The organism is Vibrio sp. Isolate22, assembly GCF_022398115.1.
Classification (GTDB): Bacteria; Pseudomonadota; Gammaproteobacteria; order Enterobacterales; family Vibrionaceae; genus Vibrio.
Genome location: NZ_JAKEUW010000001.1, coordinates 183,939 through 203,794, shown reverse-complemented (window position 1 = coordinate 203,794; position 19,856 = coordinate 183,939). Strand labels below are relative to the sequence as shown.

Annotated in this window: 23 protein-coding genes; 14 read left to right on the top strand and 9 right to left on the bottom strand. The window is 46.5% G+C overall.

The annotated features are described in order from the left end of the window. Positions 1-107 precede the first annotated feature (107 nt). From L1D55_RS00970 to L1D55_RS00955, 4 genes are all read left to right on the top strand, one after another. Positions 108-1,082, top strand: a complete 975-nt coding sequence (locus tag L1D55_RS00970) for an arginine deiminase-related protein (protein WP_239916089.1) — start codon at positions 108-110, stop codon at positions 1,080-1,082. 148 nt (positions 1,083-1,230) lie between these two features. Beyond that, positions 1,231-2,064 (top strand): LysR family transcriptional regulator, encoded by an 834-nt coding sequence (locus L1D55_RS00965; protein ID WP_239916087.1) that lies wholly within the window; start codon positions 1,231-1,233, stop codon positions 2,062-2,064. Between the two features lie 167 nt (positions 2,065-2,231). After that, positions 2,232-3,377: a DUF1214 domain-containing protein gene (locus tag L1D55_RS00960; RefSeq protein ID WP_239916085.1), complete on the top strand. Its 1,146-nt coding sequence runs from the start codon at positions 2,232-2,234 to the stop codon at positions 3,375-3,377. 369 nt (positions 3,378-3,746) lie between these two features. Further along, positions 3,747-4,571, top strand: a complete 825-nt coding sequence (locus L1D55_RS00955) for a hypothetical protein (RefSeq protein WP_345772768.1) — start codon at positions 3,747-3,749, stop codon at positions 4,569-4,571. Between the two features lie 139 nt (positions 4,572-4,710). On the opposite strand, the gene L1D55_RS00950 is transcribed toward L1D55_RS00955, so the two are convergent. From L1D55_RS00950 to L1D55_RS00910, 9 genes are all read right to left on the bottom strand, one after another. Then, on the bottom strand, positions 4,711-5,340 hold the full coding sequence (locus L1D55_RS00950) for an acetyltransferase (protein ID WP_239916084.1): 630 nt from the start codon (positions 5,338-5,340) through the stop codon (positions 4,711-4,713). Positions 5,341-5,452: 112 nt separating this feature from the next. Beyond that, complete coding sequence (locus tag L1D55_RS00945) at positions 5,453-6,292, bottom strand: AraC family transcriptional regulator (protein WP_239916083.1); 840 nt, start codon at positions 6,290-6,292, stop codon at positions 5,453-5,455. Between the two features lie 147 nt (positions 6,293-6,439). Next, positions 6,440-7,267, bottom strand: coding sequence for a GNAT family N-acetyltransferase (locus tag L1D55_RS00940; protein ID WP_239916079.1), 828 nt, complete (start codon positions 7,265-7,267; stop codon positions 6,440-6,442). A gap of 106 nt (positions 7,268-7,373) precedes the next feature. Further along, on the bottom strand, positions 7,374-8,513 hold the full coding sequence (gene flhB / locus L1D55_RS00935; RefSeq protein WP_239916078.1) for a flagellar biosynthesis protein FlhB: 1,140 nt from the start codon (positions 8,511-8,513) through the stop codon (positions 7,374-7,376). After that, on the bottom strand, positions 8,506-9,288 hold the full coding sequence (gene fliR, locus L1D55_RS00930) for a flagellar biosynthetic protein FliR (protein ID WP_239916076.1): 783 nt from the start codon (positions 9,286-9,288) through the stop codon (positions 8,506-8,508). Before fliR ends, flhB begins: the two co-directional genes overlap by 8 nt. 2 nt (positions 9,289-9,290) lie before the next feature. Next, on the bottom strand, positions 9,291-9,560 hold the full coding sequence (gene fliQ / locus L1D55_RS00925; protein ID WP_008218029.1) for a flagellar biosynthesis protein FliQ: 270 nt from the start codon (positions 9,558-9,560) through the stop codon (positions 9,291-9,293). Continuing rightward, on the bottom strand, positions 9,557-10,297 hold the full coding sequence (gene fliP, locus L1D55_RS00920) for a flagellar type III secretion system pore protein FliP (RefSeq protein WP_239916074.1): 741 nt from the start codon (positions 10,295-10,297) through the stop codon (positions 9,557-9,559). Before fliP ends, fliQ begins: the two co-directional genes overlap by 4 nt. 26 nt (positions 10,298-10,323) lie before the next feature. After that, positions 10,324-10,707, bottom strand: coding sequence for a FliM/FliN family flagellar motor switch protein (locus L1D55_RS00915; RefSeq protein ID WP_239916072.1), 384 nt, complete (start codon positions 10,705-10,707; stop codon positions 10,324-10,326). Next, the gene (locus L1D55_RS00910; RefSeq protein ID WP_239916070.1) at positions 10,700-11,467 is read right to left on the bottom strand and encodes a FliM/FliN family flagellar motor C-terminal domain-containing protein; all 768 of its coding nucleotides are present in this window, start codon (positions 11,465-11,467) and stop codon (positions 10,700-10,702) included. The genes L1D55_RS00915 and L1D55_RS00910 overlap by 8 nt, the downstream gene beginning before the upstream one ends. A gap of 170 nt (positions 11,468-11,637) precedes the next feature. On the opposite strand from L1D55_RS00910, the gene L1D55_RS00905 reads away from it, so the two are divergent. The 10 genes from L1D55_RS00905 (at position 11,638) to flgK (ending at position 19,856) form a co-directional block, all read left to right on the top strand. Beyond that, positions 11,638-11,985: a flagellar basal body protein gene (locus L1D55_RS00905; RefSeq protein WP_008223413.1), complete on the top strand. Its 348-nt coding sequence runs from the start codon at positions 11,638-11,640 to the stop codon at positions 11,983-11,985. 20 nt (positions 11,986-12,005) lie between these two features. Next, on the top strand, positions 12,006-12,434 hold the full coding sequence (gene flgC / locus L1D55_RS00900) for a flagellar basal body rod protein FlgC (RefSeq protein ID WP_008223411.1): 429 nt from the start codon (positions 12,006-12,008) through the stop codon (positions 12,432-12,434). Positions 12,435-12,470: 36 nt separating this feature from the next. Beyond that, positions 12,471-13,139: a flagellar hook capping FlgD N-terminal domain-containing protein gene (locus L1D55_RS00895; RefSeq protein ID WP_239916068.1), complete on the top strand. Its 669-nt coding sequence runs from the start codon at positions 12,471-12,473 to the stop codon at positions 13,137-13,139. A gap of 160 nt (positions 13,140-13,299) precedes the next feature. Then, on the top strand, positions 13,300-14,526 hold the full coding sequence (flgE, locus tag L1D55_RS00890; RefSeq protein WP_116871137.1) for a flagellar hook protein FlgE: 1,227 nt from the start codon (positions 13,300-13,302) through the stop codon (positions 14,524-14,526). Between the two features lie 4 nt (positions 14,527-14,530). Next, entirely contained in the window at positions 14,531-15,265 is a 735-nt protein-coding gene (locus L1D55_RS00885; protein WP_239916066.1) for a flagellar hook-basal body complex protein, read from the top strand. Between the two features lie 11 nt (positions 15,266-15,276). After that, positions 15,277-16,062 (top strand): flagellar basal-body rod protein FlgG, encoded by a 786-nt coding sequence (gene flgG / locus L1D55_RS00880; protein ID WP_239916060.1) that lies wholly within the window; start codon positions 15,277-15,279, stop codon positions 16,060-16,062. A gap of 47 nt (positions 16,063-16,109) precedes the next feature. Further along, a complete protein-coding gene (gene flgH / locus L1D55_RS00875; RefSeq protein WP_275245551.1) occupies positions 16,110-16,832 on the top strand; it encodes a flagellar basal body L-ring protein FlgH in 723 nt (240 codons plus the stop codon). Next, a complete protein-coding gene (locus tag L1D55_RS00870) occupies positions 16,832-17,959 on the top strand; it encodes a flagellar basal body P-ring protein FlgI (protein WP_239916059.1) in 1,128 nt (375 codons plus the stop codon). Before flgH ends, L1D55_RS00870 begins: the two co-directional genes overlap by 1 nt. Beyond that, positions 17,959-18,477: a rod-binding protein gene (locus L1D55_RS00865; protein ID WP_239916051.1), complete on the top strand. Its 519-nt coding sequence runs from the start codon at positions 17,959-17,961 to the stop codon at positions 18,475-18,477. The genes L1D55_RS00870 and L1D55_RS00865 overlap by 1 nt, the downstream gene beginning before the upstream one ends. Beyond that, entirely contained in the window at positions 18,477-19,856 is a 1,380-nt protein-coding gene (gene flgK, locus L1D55_RS00860) for a flagellar hook-associated protein FlgK (RefSeq protein WP_239916048.1), read from the top strand. Before L1D55_RS00865 ends, flgK begins: the two co-directional genes overlap by 1 nt.

The following is a 19,856-nucleotide window of genomic DNA, read 5'->3' as shown; positions in this document are numbered from 1 at the left end:
GCAGGAATTGTTTGGGGTAAATATTCAAATCATTATTCTTTTCAGTGAATCTTGTCGTAACAAGTTGTTTACAATTCTGAGGTAAATAAAAGATAGGGACGGTTGAGATGTTAAACCTACACAAAAAATCACTTCACATTACGAATGTTCAAAACGCCAATTGCGTTGTTATGGTGCCGCCAAAAGAATTTAAATTTAATGAAGAAACGGCACAAGATAATGAGTTTCAGAACAGAGTTAATCTGACCGAAGCTGAAGTAAAATTAGAAACCATGGCCGAATTTAAGGCGATGGTCGCTTCGTTGCGTAAAGAAGGTGTGCAAGTTGTAGAGTTTGATTACCCAGAACTTGGTGTGGAAACGCCAGATGCGGTCTTCCCTAACAACTGGTTTAGCACTTGTGGTGACGGAAGCTTATTTACGTTCCCTATGGCGTGTGAAAACCGTCAGAATGAAGTGAAGCCAAGTGCTCTTATTGAAGCGCTTGAAGCGTCTGGTCGCATTGTTAACCACAGTGAGTCTCTAGAGTCTTACATTGCACAAGGTTCTTACCTAGAGAGTACGGGTGTGATGGTGATCGACCATATCAATAAGACCATTTACGCAGCGCTTTCTCAGCGTTGTGACCGTGAAGTGTTAGAAGACTATGCGAAGCGCATTGGTTATTCACGCGTGGTTTCGTTCCAAACGGCATTGCCATCTGGTCAGCCGATTTACCATACCAATGTAATGATGGCGATTGGTGATAACTTCTGCGTGATCTGTGATGAAGTGATTCCAGAATTTGAGCGCCGTTTTGTGGTTAAGTCACTCGCGAAAGATAAACAGGTTATCTCTATCTCAATCGATCAGATGAACCGCTTCTGTGGCAATATCCTGCAGCTTGAAACCGTGAATGGAGACAAGGTGATCGCGATGTCTCAATCGGCTTACGATGCGTTCTCTCCAGCTCAGCTTGCCCAGCTATCGACTCATGGAAAGTTGCTACCATTCGATGTCAAAACCATTGAGGACATTGGCGGTGGCTCAGTACGTTGTATGCTTGGTGAAGTGTTCCTACCAACACGAGTAAACCGTCTATAAGACTATTTGCCTAGCTTTGCTATTTGAATCATCAAATACCACTCTTTAATAAAGAGTGGTATTTTTGTATCTGGGTTTTGCGACCAATAAATGTTGGTCGCTCAATAGACCGCAATGGCGCGACTGGCTGACGAATAGTTGGAAATGTATGGACTTAAACTTAATTATCCCTTTCTTACGTGTTTACGAACTGAACAGTATTACTCAGGCCGCTGATGCATTGGATGTCACTCAACCTGCAATGTCTGCGAGTGTTAAACGTTTAGAACAGCAGCTAGGCAAAGTGCTGTTCGTTCGTCATGGTCGTAGGTTACAGCCTACATCGGATGCGCATGCTCTGGCTGAACACTTCAAAGAGATCGAGCATCGGCTTCAGGTTGCCCTCGATCAGCCTCGTGAATTTACGGTGTATGCTCCAGAACATATCGTGATTCACTCGCCTGTTATTGAAGGGGTGAAGTTAATTGAGAATCCATTGTCGGAGAATATGGTGTTAGACCATTTAAGACACGACAAGATCGATATGGCTATTGAGTCTCGCTTCAAACAAGAGAAAGAGCAGGCATTTGTGTATGAACATATTCAGGATGTCGGTCTTGTTTACGTTTGCCGTCAAGATCATCCAACAATCGGGGATTCTGTTACCTTAGAAGAGTTTTATGACCTTGAGCACGTAACGCTAACGTACACGGTTCGTGAAGTCTCTGGCATTGAGAAGCTCGCCAAAATGAATCTGCCGAGGAAGATTGTTAAGCAGGTGACCAGCCCTAGCTCAATGCTGCTCTGTGTTCGAAATTCCGATGCTATCTGTGCAACGAATGATAATGACCCATTGATCGAACAGCTCGGGTTGAAGAAAATTCAGGTGCCTTTCCCCATTGATCCTATTCAGCTTGATCTGGTTTATCACAAGAAATACGCAAATAATCAAAGCCATGCAGCCATTCGTGCTCAGCTTCATCAGTCTCTGAGAAACGTTTAGTTCTCTTTCAAGCTAGCTTTGTATCGAATCATCTAACTTTCTGTCTCTACATAAACCGTGTTTATGTAGAGCATTAATTGGCACTACTACTTCCTCTCAATATTTCTAATTACAGTAATCGCATCACCGTTATTGGTAAAAATTAGAAATTCAACGAGGAAATGGTAATGAAAAAGACAACCTTAGCTGTATTGGTCGCCGCAACTTCTTTTGGTACTGTTGCAGCAACGCCTGCTTATGAAGCGAACCCTGATTTATATTCGGCGGAGTCAATTAAGCTGATGAGCGCGATTGATTCTTCTGGTTGGGCTGTTAATCCTGAGGACCATAGTATGACGGCTCAGGAGTTCATCCACCAAGAAGCTCGCTTCTTCATCAATAACTTCGTTAACAACTTCCAAGCGGGTTGGAATAATCCTCACCACTTCCGTCAGCTAAACCAAGTTGGTGATACTTGGGTGGTCACCCCAGCACTTGACCACCTTTATTCTGTTGGTGGTATCGATACATCTAAGCCGTTCTCTATTACGGTTCCTTCGAATGGCGACAAGTTCCAGTCTCTCCATATTCAAACTTCTAACCACACAATCCCTGTGTATGAAGTTGAAGCAGGGACTTACCACTTCACACCAGACATGTTCGATACCCGTTTCGTAGCCTTTGGTGTTCGTCTAGCGACAGATGGCACAGAAGAAGACATGGCACGATTACGTGTTTTGCAAGATCAGATCGTCATTACTGGTGGTGGAGACGGTGAAGGTTTTGTTGGACCAGACATGGAACGCATGATGAAGGTGCGTGGCGCTTTAATGGAGGGCTATAACAACCATCTATCCGTCGCTCAAGAGAAGCACGTTGAATGGAACATTAAAGATGTTACCAACTGGGAAGGCTTAACTTATGCCAACGCAGGAGCTTGGGGACTATCGCCACATGATACCGCTATGTACCCGGTGTACGCTCTGAATGGCGCAGAAAGCAACACGTGCTACACAGCGACATACCGTGCGCCCAAGTCAGTCGATCCTCGCGGTTACTACTCTATTACCGTTTACGGTGAAGATAAGTTCCTAATGACCAACGAGAACAATATTGTTTCAACAAACCAAGGTCTAACGACCAACGAAGACGGTACCTTCACAGTGGTCTTTGGTGGTGAAAAATGTGGCTCATATGCTGCTGAAAACAATGTTAACTACGCTGCAACGCCTGCTGATAATTGGGGTTTCACGCTTCGAGTTTATCTACCTGACGTAGCCGATGTACAAGATTGGGAAGCAAACATGCCTGAGATTAAGCCACTCAATCTTTAGGGCGTGTTGCTCTTTCGAGCTGATTTTTGCAGCGAGTTGCTGGGTATTTATACAAGGTAGAGGCGTCGATGTGTAGCTAGCCTACATGAGAAGCCGATAACGCAGTAGAAATGACCAGCAAACGCTGCCCAAAGGGTTCGGCTAAAAGCGTTTTACTCTTTGTTGAGGGAGATTTGCTTAGAATGACTAGGCTACTTCCCCCTCGCCGCGATTAAAACGCTTTTATCTCGAACAAAATTTAACCACGAAAGGTCAACACGCCCTAGGCATTTCGTGACTTGTTCAAAGTAACTTCCTTGCTCACGGATGAGCATTTCAAATCTCAGTGAAACGGGTGCATCAGCCACGCCCTCAACCAAGGACTCATCCATGAAAATCGATTTTGATACATTTGTGCCGCGCACGTTAGCGGTAGGCATTGTCACAGCCTTAATTTGTGTACCTTCAATAACTAAAGCCGAAGGTTCAGTGCAAGACATGAGTGATCCACTGGCTGTTTATACTCAAGCCGGAGCGGGTTATAGCGATAAAGGCCTCAACTTAAAGTTTGGTCAAACCTACGACACGGGCTCAGACACCACCATGGGCATGAATGTACTGGAGATCAAAGGTATTGCAGGTGACGCCATTGGCTTTCGTGACAATGACAAAGCCAAGTTCGGCACTGTTGATGACTCAATAGATTCAGTACGCTTTCGTAACTTTTCTGTCGACTTAACCAATGGTCGAGGTGCGCAAGTTGATGTGAACTACAACTTCGATACGAATCAAGGTTCGGCCTCTTACAGCTTCATTCAAGCGTTACCCAAATTCGGACCAGTAAACTTATACCCTTTAGCGGGCGCAGGTATAGCAGCAGGGGAGCCTCTCACAGATAAGACTCGTGCTGATGCGGATGAGCTACATGATCGCTACGACATGCATGGCACATTCTACGTGGCGGGTATGTACGCGAAAATTGAAATTACAGACAAGATCTGGCTGAACTATAACCCAATGTATATGGGCACGATCAGCGGCTCAGATACCTACAAAAATGGCGCGTTCTACGACGATGATTCCATCATGACTCATGAATTTGCTGCGTCTTATCAAATCAATCCTCGCTTTAATGTTCGCTACTTTGCTAACTGGAATGAAGAAGTAAACTTCGAAGACGGCGATCACCGCATAGAGTTTAATTATCAGTTCTAAGTTTAGTCCCAATACGAGACCCTCTGTATTTCACTGTTGAAGAGATACAGAGGGGTTAAAGTAACGGGAGCTACTTTGGTTTTCGGGGAGATATAATTCTAGAATCGAGTCGCTAGATAACGTGTGAACGAACTTGTTATTAAGCAGCCAGGAATGCCTTGAAGTGAATGAACTCAACGGAGCGCTGTACCACTTCTTTAGAATACACCAAGGCAGTGTGGTTGACGTTGAGCGCGCAAGTGTCTGTTGCCCCTTTCAGGTTTGCATCTTCAAGCGTGACCGTACCATCACCGTGATTTTTTCCTAATACGATTCGTCCTACGCCAGCGTCGTAGGTGCCAGTAATCACACCAATCGGCACATCATTATCGTAGTCACCAAGTCCATCATTGAGGATGTGTTTGGTCGAACCAAAAATGAACCCAAGGCCATGATTAGAAAGCGTTTTAGCTATGGTTGCCCCATTGTGTGGTGTGCCCGCTGTAATAATGCAGGTGTCAGCGAAGTGTGGTTGGTAGAATTTAAAGTAATGACGAATCAGTAAGCCACCGAGTGAGTGACCAAAGAAATAGACCTTATCGTGCTCATCAAAGCGTGCATTTACGAAGCGATTTAGGCGTTTTGCTGCGGATGGAAAACGCAGTGAGTTGTAGGCGAACTTATGGGTGGTGAAGCCGCGTTTCTTAAAATTTCTATCTAGATATTGCATGACCAACGCAGGCATATACAGACCATGAATTAAAACTATGTGTTTGTTTTTATTATTCATTATTGCCCTCCGTCTGATGGTGTTTCCAGTATATGGAGTCGCAATTCTAAACTCAATAAAACTTGCTACGAATGGGACACGATAGACAGAGATCTCGTGTATGGGCCGTTCGTTACTCTGACCTGACACCACCATAAACATCTATGGTTAACCCACCTTCCTTGGCATAGGTATTTGGTGTGAGACCAATGGTCTTCTTTAGGTACCGAATCAGGTGTGGTTGGTCGCTAAACCCAAATTGAAAGGCAACGTCTAGCCAATCTATGTCATTCAACTCTTTCTTATAAAGATATTCGAGCATTGCTTCGAGTTTGTTCATGGATTGGCACTGCTTTAACGTTAGGCCAGTCACCTTGTTAAAGCTTCGCTCGAGTGTTCTTTGAGAACAAAATAGCTTGTCACCAAGTTCAGCTATCGGCGTTGAACCAAGCACACTCAGTACTTTTCGAGTGAGCTCACTATGTCTATCGGTTATAGCGGTGGATAACCAAGGTAGCAGCAAGTCATCCAACTGCTGGCAACAAGCTTCAAAGTCGCTTTGAGCAAGCTTAATCAGTGACGTTACATCGGCATCAGAATTGTTGAGTAGAACTGCAAGGTCGATGGTGTCGACGCGATCTAAGCTTGGATGCTGGCAATCAGGGATAGTGAGCGAGTATAAAGCGCCGACGTGGAACTTGATGCCCAAGTGGACAAATGGCTTCGAGTGATCGAGTTCTATTGCTTTGTGATGGGGCAGTAATAGGTGGCTGCCAATTCCTTGTTGGACTTGTAGATCAATTGTGTAGTGATACGGTTGGTCGCTGGGCGACAGAATCAAATGTGCCGAGGGGTTAGGGTTGAGTATCGGAAACTGGTGAGTTTGAGCGTCGGGTGCTTTCTCGATAAGCCAATAACAATCAATGTATTGAGCAACAACTGAAGATTTTGGAGATTGTAACCAATTGATCATTCGAACTTCTATTTCTGATGAGTACCACCACAACTATATGTGGATATCGTTGTCGGCGACAGTTTTATCGTTACTGGCTGCCTATACCTCGTATTGGACCGGTGCCTGAGCATACTCAGCAGAGCAAGGGCTATGCTGAGTATCCAATTAGTTAAAATCAAACTGCAAGATGCGATGCTTGGATGACATCCCGGATCGCTCAATCGCTTTTTGCGCACCAATATTGCTGCTTTCAGTTGAGCATATAACTTCCAAACCTTGGAGGTTAGCCTGCTGTTTTAGCGAGTTAAGCACGCGTGTTGCTAGCCCTTTGCCACGCTCTTGTTCTGCGACGATCATGCCTAAGTCTGCATACTGCGTTTGGTACTCATCAAACTTACGGCACTCACCGGCTGCGAGAATGTCACCATTTTCCCAGTAACCCCATAGCTCTTGGCGAGTAATCAAGTTGCTGTAGTAACCGCTGAGCCATTCTTTGGGCGCACCAATAGCTGATACCGCAAATTCAACGAAGTTATCGAGTTGTTCATGTGTCGCGATGCTCATGTCGAGCTTTTCAATCCGGTTGGAACTGAAATCGCAACTAGCTTGAGAGTTTTGACGATACATCATGACATTGACTTTAAATGATGCGCTGTTGTCCAAGCACAGTGATAAATATTGAGGCTCTGCGGTGCTCACGAATGCGCCTTGCACTTCACCAATCACTGAGCTGTTGCTCTCTATGATCATGGTAAATAGGTCTGCAATGTTTACATTAGCTTCTGGCACAAGGGAAAACTGCAGCAAGTAACCTTCACTGTTTAGTACGCAGTAACCCACAAGTTTGCCGCTCTCGTAAAAACCGAAATGGTCTGACATTGGTACAAAGCCAAAATGCCACATGCCATCGAGTGGCGCTGTCGATTCTGAAAAGTAAGCCGATTTTAATTCACTTAAGTCGTTAAGTGTTGTGATGTTTTTGATGTCTAACATCGCGTTAATCTCTGTTGTTTCAATGACCGAAAGTGTAAGTGCCTATTCGGTTTGGGTATTGAACAAAAACGACAACTTTGGGTGTTTCATTTGGTGAAGTAGCGATCTAATCTGTTGGGTCGGACCAAGATTTAGGGATGTTGAATTGGGGCAAGCTGGTGGGTTTGTTTCTTTCGCCTTTGCGCCATGCTTTTAGCTGATTCACATAAGTTAGGATGTGCGCTATTGCGACAAAGAGTTGGTTTGGGACCATCTGGTCGATTTGAGTGGTGTTGTAGATCGCCCTAGTGAGTGCCGGGCTCTCGACGACTTCAACCTCGTGTTTAGTTGCAAGCTCTCTGATGTACAACGCCACATCATCTTGGCCTTTCGCGACAACAAACGGGGCTTCAGCTTGGCTCAAATCATAGATTAGGGCAATGGCGTAACGGGTTGGGTTGGTTAATACAACGCTCGCTTTTGGCACTCGTTCATTGGCACTTCTCTTGGCATTTTGAGTCTGTATCTGACGGATACGAGCTTTCACTTCAGGTCGCCCTTCTTGTTCTTTGTGTTCATCTTTGACCTCTTGCTTGGTCATTTTCATCTGCTTTGTAAATTCGTGTCGTTGATAGGGGAAATCAAACAGGCCAAACAGCAAGACGATTAAAAGAAGGTAGCCCAAGTACTCAATGGTGATGGTCGCGACTGAAAGCACCACGGTATCAAAGTGTGCGCTGACGAGGTTGGTGATCACTGAGATGTAGCTCGATATGACCCAATACAGCAGAGTAAAAAACAGAGAGACCTTAATAACGTTCTTGAACAGTTCGACGATCGATTGGGAGGAAAATATACGTTTCAATCCCTTGAGTGGACTTATCTTTTCCCATTTGGGAATCAGCAAAGATGGGCTGAATATCCACCCTCCAAGTAGCGTCGAGCCGACGATTGCGGCAATCATTTGATAAATCAGTAGTGGGAAAAATAGCGTGATCATCGAAAAAAGCGCGGTGCCTACTAACTCTACGATAGCCATTGGCTGGCTGACTGTTTGGCTATCAAACTGAAAGCTTACAAGAAACAGTTCAATGAAGGTCTGTTTAATCATGTCTACATTCAACACGTAGTAAGCGACGACGCTGATGAGAGTTATGGAAGAAACGAACTCTTTCGCGCGCGGTACTTGTCCCTCTCGCCGAGCTTTAGCGAGCTTATGTTGGCTAGGTTGCTCGCTCTTGTCTCCGGAATCTTGATGATCAGACATTAGGCAGCCTCAGCATGTAGTGCAGGTGCTGGTTCAACTCTAATACCAGATCAAAATAGTGATCGCCGATACCAGTTAGGGACGCCATTAATGCGAATAAGCCAAGTAGCATGGTCATTGGGAAACCAAGTGCAAAGACATTAAGAGACGGTGCTGCTTTGTTCATTAGACCAAACGTAATATTACTCAGTAGCATCACGACGATAGCTGGCACCGCTACCAGCAAGCCGGTCGCAAACATCCAAGACACCATTTTCAGTACGTATTCAATGCTGTTGAAAGGGAAAGGTGAATTGAGAGGCCAATACTCAAAGCTCTCTTTGAACACAAGCAGTACCACTAGGTGCCCGTCCAAAGAGAGGAAAAGCAGCATTGAAGTGATGAACATGATTCTGCCAATGATGGCAATGCTGACTCCGTTGGCAGGGTCGTTCATCACAGCCATGGCTAAACCCATTTGCATGGAAATTGCCTGACCCGCAATTGAAAAAATGGTGAAAAATATCATCACCGCAAAACCAATCAAAAAACCAAAGATGAGCTGATAAAAAGAGAACAGTAGGGTGTCGATACTGAATGGGTTAAATGGAGGAACCTCTTTCACCATGGGGGCGAGAAGCAGAGAAAAAATAAAAGCAAATAGCAGTTTAACTCTTACCGGTATCGTTTTATCACCAAAAAATGGTGCGATCAGAAAAAGCCCAGTAAACCGAACAAAAGGCCACCAAAGTACCCCTAGCCATTGGGTGATATCGGTAAAGGTTATTTGCATCATGGCTAGCCAACCTTGCTTGGTATCGTATTGAAGATAAACAAGAATAGGTCGTTGATCTCTTGTAATAGCCAGTGACCTGCAAGAATGATGCATAGCAAAGTGACGAGCAGCCTAGGGAGGAAGCTAAGGGTTTGTTCATTGACTTGAGTGACGGCTTGGAAAATCGCTACTACCAAACCGACGACTAGGCTAGGCACAATAAGAACCGACACCATAAGAATGATCAGCCAGATTGCTTGGCTGACCAGTGTGACGGCTTCTTCCGGGCTCATCCACTGATCCAAAAACTGTTGGCTAAACTCCCCATGAGTAAGCCCCAGCCATCGACGATGACAAATACCAACAGTTTGAAAGGCAGAGAAACAATCAAGGGTGACAACATCATCATACCCATCGACATTAAAACGGATGCCACCACTAAGTCGATGACCAGAAAGGGTAAAAACAACATGAAGCCAATTTGGAAGGCAGCCTTGAGCTCACTCAGCAGATAGGCCGGCAGTAAAACTAAGAATGGGATATCTTGATCTGACTCTATGGAGGTTTCTCCTGCTATCTTGGAGACTTGTTCAAGTGCCTTGCGTTGTGTTTGGTCGAGCATGTAGCGACGCAGTGGTTTTTCTGCTGTGTCTAACGCCTCCATCAAGGTGACTTCATCGTTTGAGTATGGAATGTAAGCGGTGTCGTAAATCTTGGTCCAAACTGGCCTCATGATCAGCAAAGTGAAAATCAGGGCAATCCCCACAAGCACCTGGTTTGGCGGTGTTTGTTGTAGGCCAAGCGCTTGCCTTAAAATGGCCAAAACAATGACAATTCGTGTGAAGCTAGTACACATAATCACGAAAGCTGGAACGAAGCTCAGTAATGTCATCAGGATCAGAATCTGCAGTTTAACGCTGTATTCTGTGCCGTCAGATGTGGTGGTTTCACTGAGAATCGTCAGCCCTTCTGCGTGCGATGCGCCTGCAAATAAGGCCAAAGCGAGCGTGAAGAATATTGGTTTAGACATCGTATTCTTTGCGTTACTCAAAGGCTTTACTTACTTGGCTTCTTGATGATGCTCAGTAATCTCACGCCATACTGACCATTCTTGGATACGATTTCTCCTGTGCCGAATGCGGTGCCATTGATTTTGATATCAACAGGGTCTCCTTCATGTTTTTCTAGCATCACAACACTGCCCGCTTTTAGATTCAGTAGCTCATCTAATATCAATGTCTTACGTGCAACCTCAACGGTGATGTCGACAGGAATACTCTTGAGCAGAGAGATGTTACTGACGTGTTCTTTGTCGGCACCAAGGTCGATGTCGTCGGAAAGATCATCTAGATCTAAATCATCAAGATCTGGCAATTCATCATGCAGGTTTAGGTCGCTCATTGAGCTGTCAATGTTGCGTGTCTCTTTATCGTTAGCCATCGATTTCGACTCCCAGTTCAGAGTTTATGGATTGAAGTTTGCCAAAAAATGTTGGGTGCCCGTTGACCTTAACCGTCAGGTTTTTGCATAGGGTCATGGGCATAAAATCCCCAGGTTTCAGCTGAGAAAGCTCATGTAGTGTGCACTGCTTGTGAAGCATCACGCACCCTAGCTCGACGGGCTGATAGCGCAGGTTGTCGAGTATCTCTTCCCGATCAAATGTTTCATTACTTTCCATCATGTCGCGCAGCTTTTTCACGTACTTGTTATCGATCATGAAGGTCACATCGAGCTGCTGGTCGTCAAACTCAAACGTAATGGTGACGCCAATGTCTGAGGGTTGATGGTCGGTGTGCTCAATAGCGTAGTGATTGGCATCGGCAGTCAGCGCGTTGGTGATCGCCATGGTGAACTTTTGAAAAAGCCTTAAGTGGGTTTGGGTTAGCGCAATATCGGGGTTGCTACGCTTAGATTTTTTGATTGGTAATGGGTTGTTGAGGTGCTTGTGTAGCAGAATATCGGCAGCTTGTGGCGAAATAAAGAAAAAAACATGCCCAAATTCCTCAATATGAAGAACGGTTTTGATGCTGTTGGCTGGTGGTCGGCGCGCTTCTGAAAACGTAGCTTTGACGTGACGACCCGCAAAGTTAAATTTAAAAATATCAATAATTTCTGTTGAGAAATGGCTTGAATGTCTTAACAGAAATTTACGCATTTTTATGCTCGGATTACCAAATTCGGTCAATGATAATTTCTTCATGTCAAGTACCAATGGTTGGTTTTTGCGGTCATTTTCAAATTTGACACGCTAATTAATCCTAACTATAGGTTAAAGCAATCTCATTTCAACTTCGGTTGTGAGAGAAATATAAAAAGATAAAGGCCTACTTATTACAAGGGATTAGGCCTAACAACGACGAGGCTAGGGCAATGATTCACTTAGACGATGCACTTGGGGTACACCCCAAAATGGTGCAGTTTCGTTTGGACAGAGCGGCAGTATTGAGCTCCAATATTGCTAACGTGGATACGCCTAATTACAAAGCGATGGATCTCAGATTTGAGGCGGTACTCAGTGGAATTGGTCACTCAAAAGACTGGTACATAGGTACGGCGGCTCAATATCGGATTCCTGTGCAAAGAACACGAGATGGCAACACTGTTGAGCTAGAAAACGAGCAAGCTAGGTTCGCGAAAAATGTGATGGATTATCATCAGAGCCTTGCGTTTTTGCAGTCTAAGATCAACGGGATAAAGTCTGCCATCAAAGGACAATAAGTGAATTAGGTAGGGACATCATGGCATTCTTAGGTATCTACGAGACGGCAGGCTCAGCGATGAGTGCGCAGACCGTCAGGCTTAATACTATCTCCAGTAACTTGGCGAATGCCGACTCTGTATCTGGTGACCCATCACAAGTTTATAAACCGCTAAAACCGATTTTCTCAGCGGTCTATAACCACTTCAACGCACAGCAAACTCAACAGCAAGGTGTGGTGCCGATTCGCATTGCCGATGTTGTTGAAGTCTCCTCAATGATGGAAGGGCGTTACGAGCCCAACAATCCTCTCTCCAATGACGAAGGGTATGTTTATTACTCTGGCATCAATGTCGTTAACGAAATGGCTGACATGATATCGGCTACTCGTAGTTTTGAAGCCAGCGTCGAAGTGCTCGGCAACGTAAAGTCGATGCAACAATCATTAATGGGGCTTTGGCGCAGTTAACCCAACTGCTGCCAATGACACCAGAGGAACGACATCATGACAACGATATCCGGTGCTGCGCAGGTCAATAATATTGAGTCTGCGTCAACGATGACCCCTCAAGACAATCCGAACAGTGCGAGCGCATTAAAGAATGAGTTCATTACTTTAATGGTGGCTCAGATTGAAAATCAGGATCCACTGAACCCAACTGACGGCACTGAATATGTTGCACAGTTGGCGCAGTTCTCTCAGGTCGAAAGTACGGAAAACCTAGTTCAGCTGACGCAAAACAACTCGACAATGCTCGATAACTTACAAGTACTTAGCACCGCCGCATTGATCGATAAAACGGTGACGGTAAAAAGTGATCGCTTATCTGCAGCAGGTGTTGATCAGCATACCGGGTACATTGAGCTGCATGCTCCGTCGAATACCGTGATGCTTGAGTTAGTGGATTCGCTTGGCAACGTAAAATCATTGAATCTTGGTCCGAATAGCGCAGGGCGAGTAGATTACACATTGGATGCGCAAGCCATGGGGCTGACCGGTCAGTATCAGATGCGTATCAAATTGGACAGTGGACAGGATTACCAGCCATCGATTTATCAGCATGGCCAGGTGGAACATGTGACGACGCCTTTGATTGGTGGCACTAGCCACTTGCAGGTTAAAGGGGTTGGCATGGTCGCGTTTTATGACGTGGCTGCCTTCTCAAATGAGTAAGGTTTTTAATTAGTTAGATAATTTTCGCTACATTTTTGGCTTTGCCGGTTTTTGGTTTGTATTTTTTAGTTTTGTTTTAAGTAAGTAAGATGACGGCTGTCGTTCTCCGTGGTGTTTGAGTCGACGGAGATAGCCTCTTTAGCGTGAAGAGGAAGACATTATGAGTTTTAGTATCGCACTGAGCGGGCTGAATGCCTCGAACTCAGAGCTGAACACCATTTCAAATAACATTGCTAACGTTTCTACGACGGGTTTTAAGGAGTCGAGAACCGAGTTTGCGTCCGTTTACAGCGGTAGTGAGGCGGGCGGCGTTGAAGTGGTCGGGGTTTCGCAAAACTTTGAGAAAAGCGGAACGGTAACCGGAACCGGGCGCTCACTGGATATGGCATTAAGTGGCAATGGCTTCTTCGTGCTTGAAGACAGTAAAGGGCAAACTCTCTATACGCGTTCTGGTATTTTCAACATGAATGCTGATGGGGTAATCACTGCGAACAGTGGTGCCGCCCTGCAAGGTTACTCGGTTGATGGTAATAACAATTTATTGCTCGGCTCGGTAGGCACGGTGCAGATCAGCACGGCATCGCTGCAAGCTAGAGAAACGGACAGCATCGAGTTTGTTGCCAACCTCGACGCCAGAGAACAAGTTCCAGCCAGCGCGTTTGACTACAGTGATTCATCCACCTACAACCACTCTTATACCACGCCAGTTTATGACTCTTTGGGTAACCCTCATACGGTGAGCCAGTACTTTGTTAAAGGTGCGTCTAATGACTGGGATGTTCACATTTTGGTTGATGGTAAAGCGATTGATGGGGCTGATGCCTTGGTACCCGCCGCTTCGCCAACCGCAACGGATACCGCAAACTTTACCTTTAATGCCGATGGCACCATCTCATCGGGTGGTAACTACTCGGTCAGTTTCGATCCCGCTAATGGGGCAAATAGTGTCACGGTGAATATCGATCTATCCGCGGTCACCCAGTTTGGTAGTGACTTCGTGGTTTCCAAAAATAGCCCAAATGGTTACACCTCTGGTGATTATGCCAGTGTGCGAATGGAAAACGATGGCCGTATCTTTGCGACCTACACCAATGGTCAGTCTCAACTGCAAGGTCAGGTTGTACTTGCCGACTTTGCTTCCCCTCAAAACATGATCAAAACCAGTGATACCGCTTGGTTACAAAGCTTTAGTTCTGGTACGCCTGTTCTGGGTACTGCAGGCAGTGGTGTGTTCGGGGATTTGACTTCCGGTGCACTCGAAGGCTCCAACGTTGATCTGACATCTGAGCTGGTGGCCCTGATGACGGCTCAGCGTAATTATCAAGCCAATACCAAGTCGATATCGACATCGGATCAACTGACGCAAGCCTTGTTCAACGTGGTGTAGCACTATGAATCCGATTCTATTTAGTGCAGCGAAAGGTGCTGAGCGAACCATGCTCGCTCAGCACGTACGCGCGAATAATTTGTCCCATGCGGACACCGTTGGTTTTAAAGCCTTGATGGAGCACTCAACATCGATGCGCCTTGAAGGATCGGGCTTTCTTACTTCCGTCACCTCCAGAACCAACTCTTCGATCAATAACTTTGCTCAGGGTGAAGATATACGTACCGAGCGACCACTGGATGTCGCCATTAATGGTAACGGGTTTATTACGCTCGAAGGGCTGGAAGATGAACCAGCAGAGCTCTATACGCGGGCGGGCAATTTTCGATTGGATGGCAATGGTCAACTCTACCTTGGTGAGCGCCGAGTGATGTCGACTGATGGTCCAATGGTGTTGCCAGACTTTGAGTTTGTATCGGTGAGTTCGAATGGACTGGTGTCGATTACCCCGATTGGCGGTGAGGCGTCGTTAGAGGTTGGTGCGCTTAAATTAGTTAAGCCCGAGAACGAACAGATGACCATGCATGCAAGTGGACACTTTGTTCCCAAAGGCGGCCAGGTTCTGGCTGAAGACTTTAGCGTGCAGGTTCGTTCTGGTTATTTAGAGGCGAGTAACGTCTCCAGTTTAGAAGAGCTGGTCAGCATTATGTCGCTGACTCGACAATACGAAATGCAAATTGAAGTGATGGCATCAGCGGATGAAATCGCTCAGATAGGCAATAAGCTTCTCAAAGCTTAAGGAAGGGAATTATGCACAGTGCCTTATGGATATCCAAAACAGGGATGGCTGCACAAGATGCAAAAATGACGGCGATTTCGAACAATCTTGCCAATATCAATACGGTGGGTTTTAAGCGAGATCGAGTGGTGTTCGAAGATCTTTTTTACAGCGTCGATAAACAAGCGGGTACCGAGACCACAGAGCTTAACGAACATCCAACGGGGATTCAGCTCGGTAACGGTGTTCGAGTGGTCGGCACCGAGAAAGTGTTTACTCAAGGGAATATCCAGAATACCAACCAACAGTTTGACCTAGCTATTCTAGGTGACGGTTTTTTCCAGATTGAGAGCTCAGATGGAGAGCTGCTCTATACCCGAAATGGCCAGTTTCAAACCAACTCTGATGGTCAGCTAGTCAATACGCAAGGTTACCCTCTCATCCCTGAAGTCGTCATTCCTCAAGAGGCGACTCTCGTCAGTATTACTGCTGATGGTGTGGTCAGTGCCACGATACCGGGCCAAGTGAATCCTGAAGACCTAGGGCAAATCACCATAGTGAAATTCATGAACCCTGCGGGGCTTTCGGCTCAGGGAGGAAACTTGTTTGTTGAAACGGAAGGCTCGGGTGAAGCGGTTGAACTTGTTGCCGGAACGGAAGGTTCTGGTCAACTAAAACAAGGAGCACTTGAAGGATCGAACGTACAGGTGGTGGAAGAGATGGTCGATATGATCGCCACCCAACGCGCTTATGAGATGAGCGCCAAGATGGTCAGCGCAGCCGATGAGATGCTGCAGTATATCGCACAACAATCATAGCTCTCGCCTTAACGCGTGAATAGCTATGGTGGTTAGGGAGATCTGACATGGAAAAGTCAATCAAGCCAAGGTTGGGCAAGCCGCATGCAATCGGTGTGATTTATTACCTCGCTTTAGTCACCTTGCTTGTGGTGATGGTTGCTGGCTGTGCGGGTCGCCAAGATGATTTTATTCCGCCGTCGCCAAATGATGAAGCGTACGCACCGCCCGAGTTGGACTATCAAGTGACCAGAGTTAGCAAAGGTAGTCTCTATACGGGAACCACTTCGATGACCTTATTCCAAGATCGAAGAGCGTACCGTGTGGGCGATATTTTAACGGTGCTGTTGGATGAAAAAACAGAGTCCGATAAGAGTGCTTCAACCCAATATGGCAAAGACTCCAGCGCCAACATAACCGCGCCTACATTAGGCAACAAGACATTTGAAGATGTGAGCGCTTCTGTTGATGCTACGCGAGATTTTGATGGCGCAGCTGCCTCGAAACAAGGTAACAGCTTATCGGGTTCTATTACTGTCACCGTGTACAACGTCTTGCCGAATGGTGTGCTTAGGGTAAGAGGAGAGAAGTGGCTCAAGCTTAATCAAGGAGATGAGTACATTCGTCTGACGGGCAATGTGCGGGTCGATGATATTCAAGCGGACAACACACTCTCTTCCCAGAGAATCGCCGATGCAAGGATCACCTATGCTGGCCGCGGCTCGTTTGCCGATACCAACACTGCAGGTTGGTTGACCCAGTTCTTCAATTCGCCATGGATGCCATTCTAATGAGTGCGCTAATTCGATTCTACTTAACCTCATTGGCGTTGCCTTGGTGTTTGTTTGGGTTTACTTCTTCGGCAGATGCGGCACGTCCGATTGCTGAAGTCGCAGAGGTGTATGGCGACAGACAAAACCAACTTATTGGCTATGGATTAGTTGTGGGCTTGGACGGGTCTGGCGATAAATCGCAAGTGAAGTTCACGCAACAGTCGGTGGTCAACATGATCAAGCAATTTGGCGTGCAACTGGATGATGCGACCAATCCTAAGCTGAAAAACGTGGCCGCCGTGAGTGTCACTGCCATGGTGGAACCTCACCAAGGTGCAGGTCAAACCTTGACGGTCACGGTGTCTTCATTGGGGGATGCAAAAAGCTTGCGCGGTGGCACCTTATTGCTCACTCCGCTACGAGGCATTGATGGTGAAGTGTATGCCATAGCGCAAGGTAGTCTGGTGGTTGGTGGCTTCAATGCAACTGGTGAAAACGGAACCAGTATAACCAGGAACACACCCACCGTCGGGCGTATCCCTAATGGTGCGACCTTGGAGCGAGAGGTCTCGACTGGTGCTGATTTAGAGCCAACGATACGCCTGCAACTCAAGCAACCGAATTACGAAACTGCGCTCAATGTTTCCAAGGCCATCAACAAGATGTTTGGCGGTCAGGTAGCGAAAGCGCTCAATAAAGGTCAGGTTCAAGTCTCTGCTCCGATAGATAGCGAAGACCGCGTGATGTTTGTTGCCATGATTCAAGAACTTGAGGTGGAAGAGGGGCGCCGATTACCGAAGGTGGTGTTTAACTCTCGCACCGGGACAGTGGTTATCAGCCAGAACGTGACGGTGTCTGAAGCGGCGGTCAGCCAAGGTGGGATCACAGTGACAATACAGGAATCTCAATCTGTTTCTCAGCCTGGTGGCGCTTTCAATACCGCAGGGGAAACCGCGATTATTCAGAACTCACAAGTGAGTGTTGATGAGGAAGATGGGACCACTATGGTTTGGCCGAAAGGGACAAACCTACAAGAGATCGTGGATGCGATTAACAATATTGGTGCGACACCGGAAGCGCTTATGCAAATCTTGCAGGCACTCGATGAGGTGGGTGCCATTAACGGTGATTTGGTGGTGATCTAATGGCAAATCTAACGGTTGTGAACCCTTCGTCGCTAGAGCCGGTATCGAGTAACCATGCGGCGCCAATACTCGATAACCCTAACATGGCTGCGTCGGTGAAGCCTGTTGATCATCCACAGTCATTTGAAAAATTAATGTTGAACAGCGCACCAGAAATGATGCCGATGGTGAAAACCAGCGCAGGTTCGAGCCAGGCAATGACCAACTTTTACTTGGACAACAACGCGCTTGCCGAATTAAAGCATGACAATTCAGCTTCAGGTTTATTGGCCGCTTCACAGCAGTTCGAGGCGTTGTTTTTACAACAAATGCTGACCCGAATGCGTTCTGCCAGCCAAGCACTGAGTGATAAAGACAATCCGTTGTCGATGAAATCAGACGATATGTTTCAGAGCATGTTAGATGCTCAGCTTGCACAAAGAATCAGTCGCCAATCGTCGTTTGGATTAGCGGATATGATCTTCAAACAGTTGTCATCACAAGTTATGGGACGACCTTTTGATAAGGAGAATCAATAATGGGCATGACCAACATCGGGTTAAGTGGCGCACTCGCCAACCGGGTAGCCCTCAATACGACGGCGCAAAATACCGCCAATGTAAATACTCCCGGGTATAGCCGTCAAATAGTGACCATGGAAGCCAGCTTATCGGGCAATGCTGTGAATGGCATTAATCTAGGATCGGGTGTTGAGGTTAGCGATATCCTACGGATTGCCGATCAGTCGTCTATTAATCGATTAAGAGAAGCGACGGAATCTGCTCAATACAGCCAAAGCTACTTCAATGGTCTCTCCAACTTGGAAAACTTATTGGGGGCGGATGGACTAAGCCTTACACAAGGGATGAACGGTTTTTTTGCTGCCATTGATGAGGCCAGTGTTACACCAGAAAGTGTCGCTTTTCGCCAGCAAGTACTGACCAATGCTGACGCTTTGGCGCAACAGTTTAATTCTGTGTCTGCGCAGTTGAGCCAGCAGGAAGCCGCGCAAAGTGAGCGTTATGGAGCCTTGGTGACCCATGTGAATAGCCAATTAGAAAGCATCGCTTCCCTAAATCAAAAACTGCAAGAAGATGCGCTGCTTGGCAAGAGCGTTGGTGGTTTACAAGATGCGATGGATAAACACCTCAATGAACTCTCTAAGTCTCTCGATGTTCAGGTGATCTACAGCAATGGCGGCGTCGAACTTTCTACACCAAACGGCCAGCCTCTTGTGATTGGTGGTTATGCCGCATCGCTTGCGCGAGACCTATCCAGTGGCGACCCTTACAGCACGGATTTGAACATCACTTTTCAGTCAATGACAACGCCTGTTGATGCTTCATTAGGTGGAGAGTTAGGAGCGCTCGAAGCACTAAAAACGAATCAATATGAACCCATCAAAACACTGCTCGCGGACCTTGCTAAAGGCTTGGCTGATGGCGTGAATACGGCATTGAACTCAGGGTTTGACCTCAATGGCGTGGCGGGTCAGAACTTGTTTACCTACACCCCAGGCAGTGAAGCTTTATCTTTGGCGATTGATCCCACTCTTACCGCGCAAGACCTAGCTTTTTCATCGAGTGCAACGCTTGCCGGAAATGGCGATGTGTTGAAAGACCTATCGATGCTGTCACAAACACCTTTAACCAATGGTTCTGTGGTGGGAGAAACACCCTACAGCGCTTACTCAGGGCTACTCGGTGATATCGGTATCTTCACTCGCCAGGCACAGAGCGAAGCAACGGCAGCTCAAGTGAGCATGGAAGACGCGCAAGTGGCAAGAGACAGTGTAAGCGCGGTGAATTCCGATGAAGAGGCGGCCAACATGCTGCTCTACCTCAACGCTTATGAGGCCAATATGAAAATCATTAGCACGGCCAATCAGATGTTCCAGACCTTGCTAAGAGCATTCTAG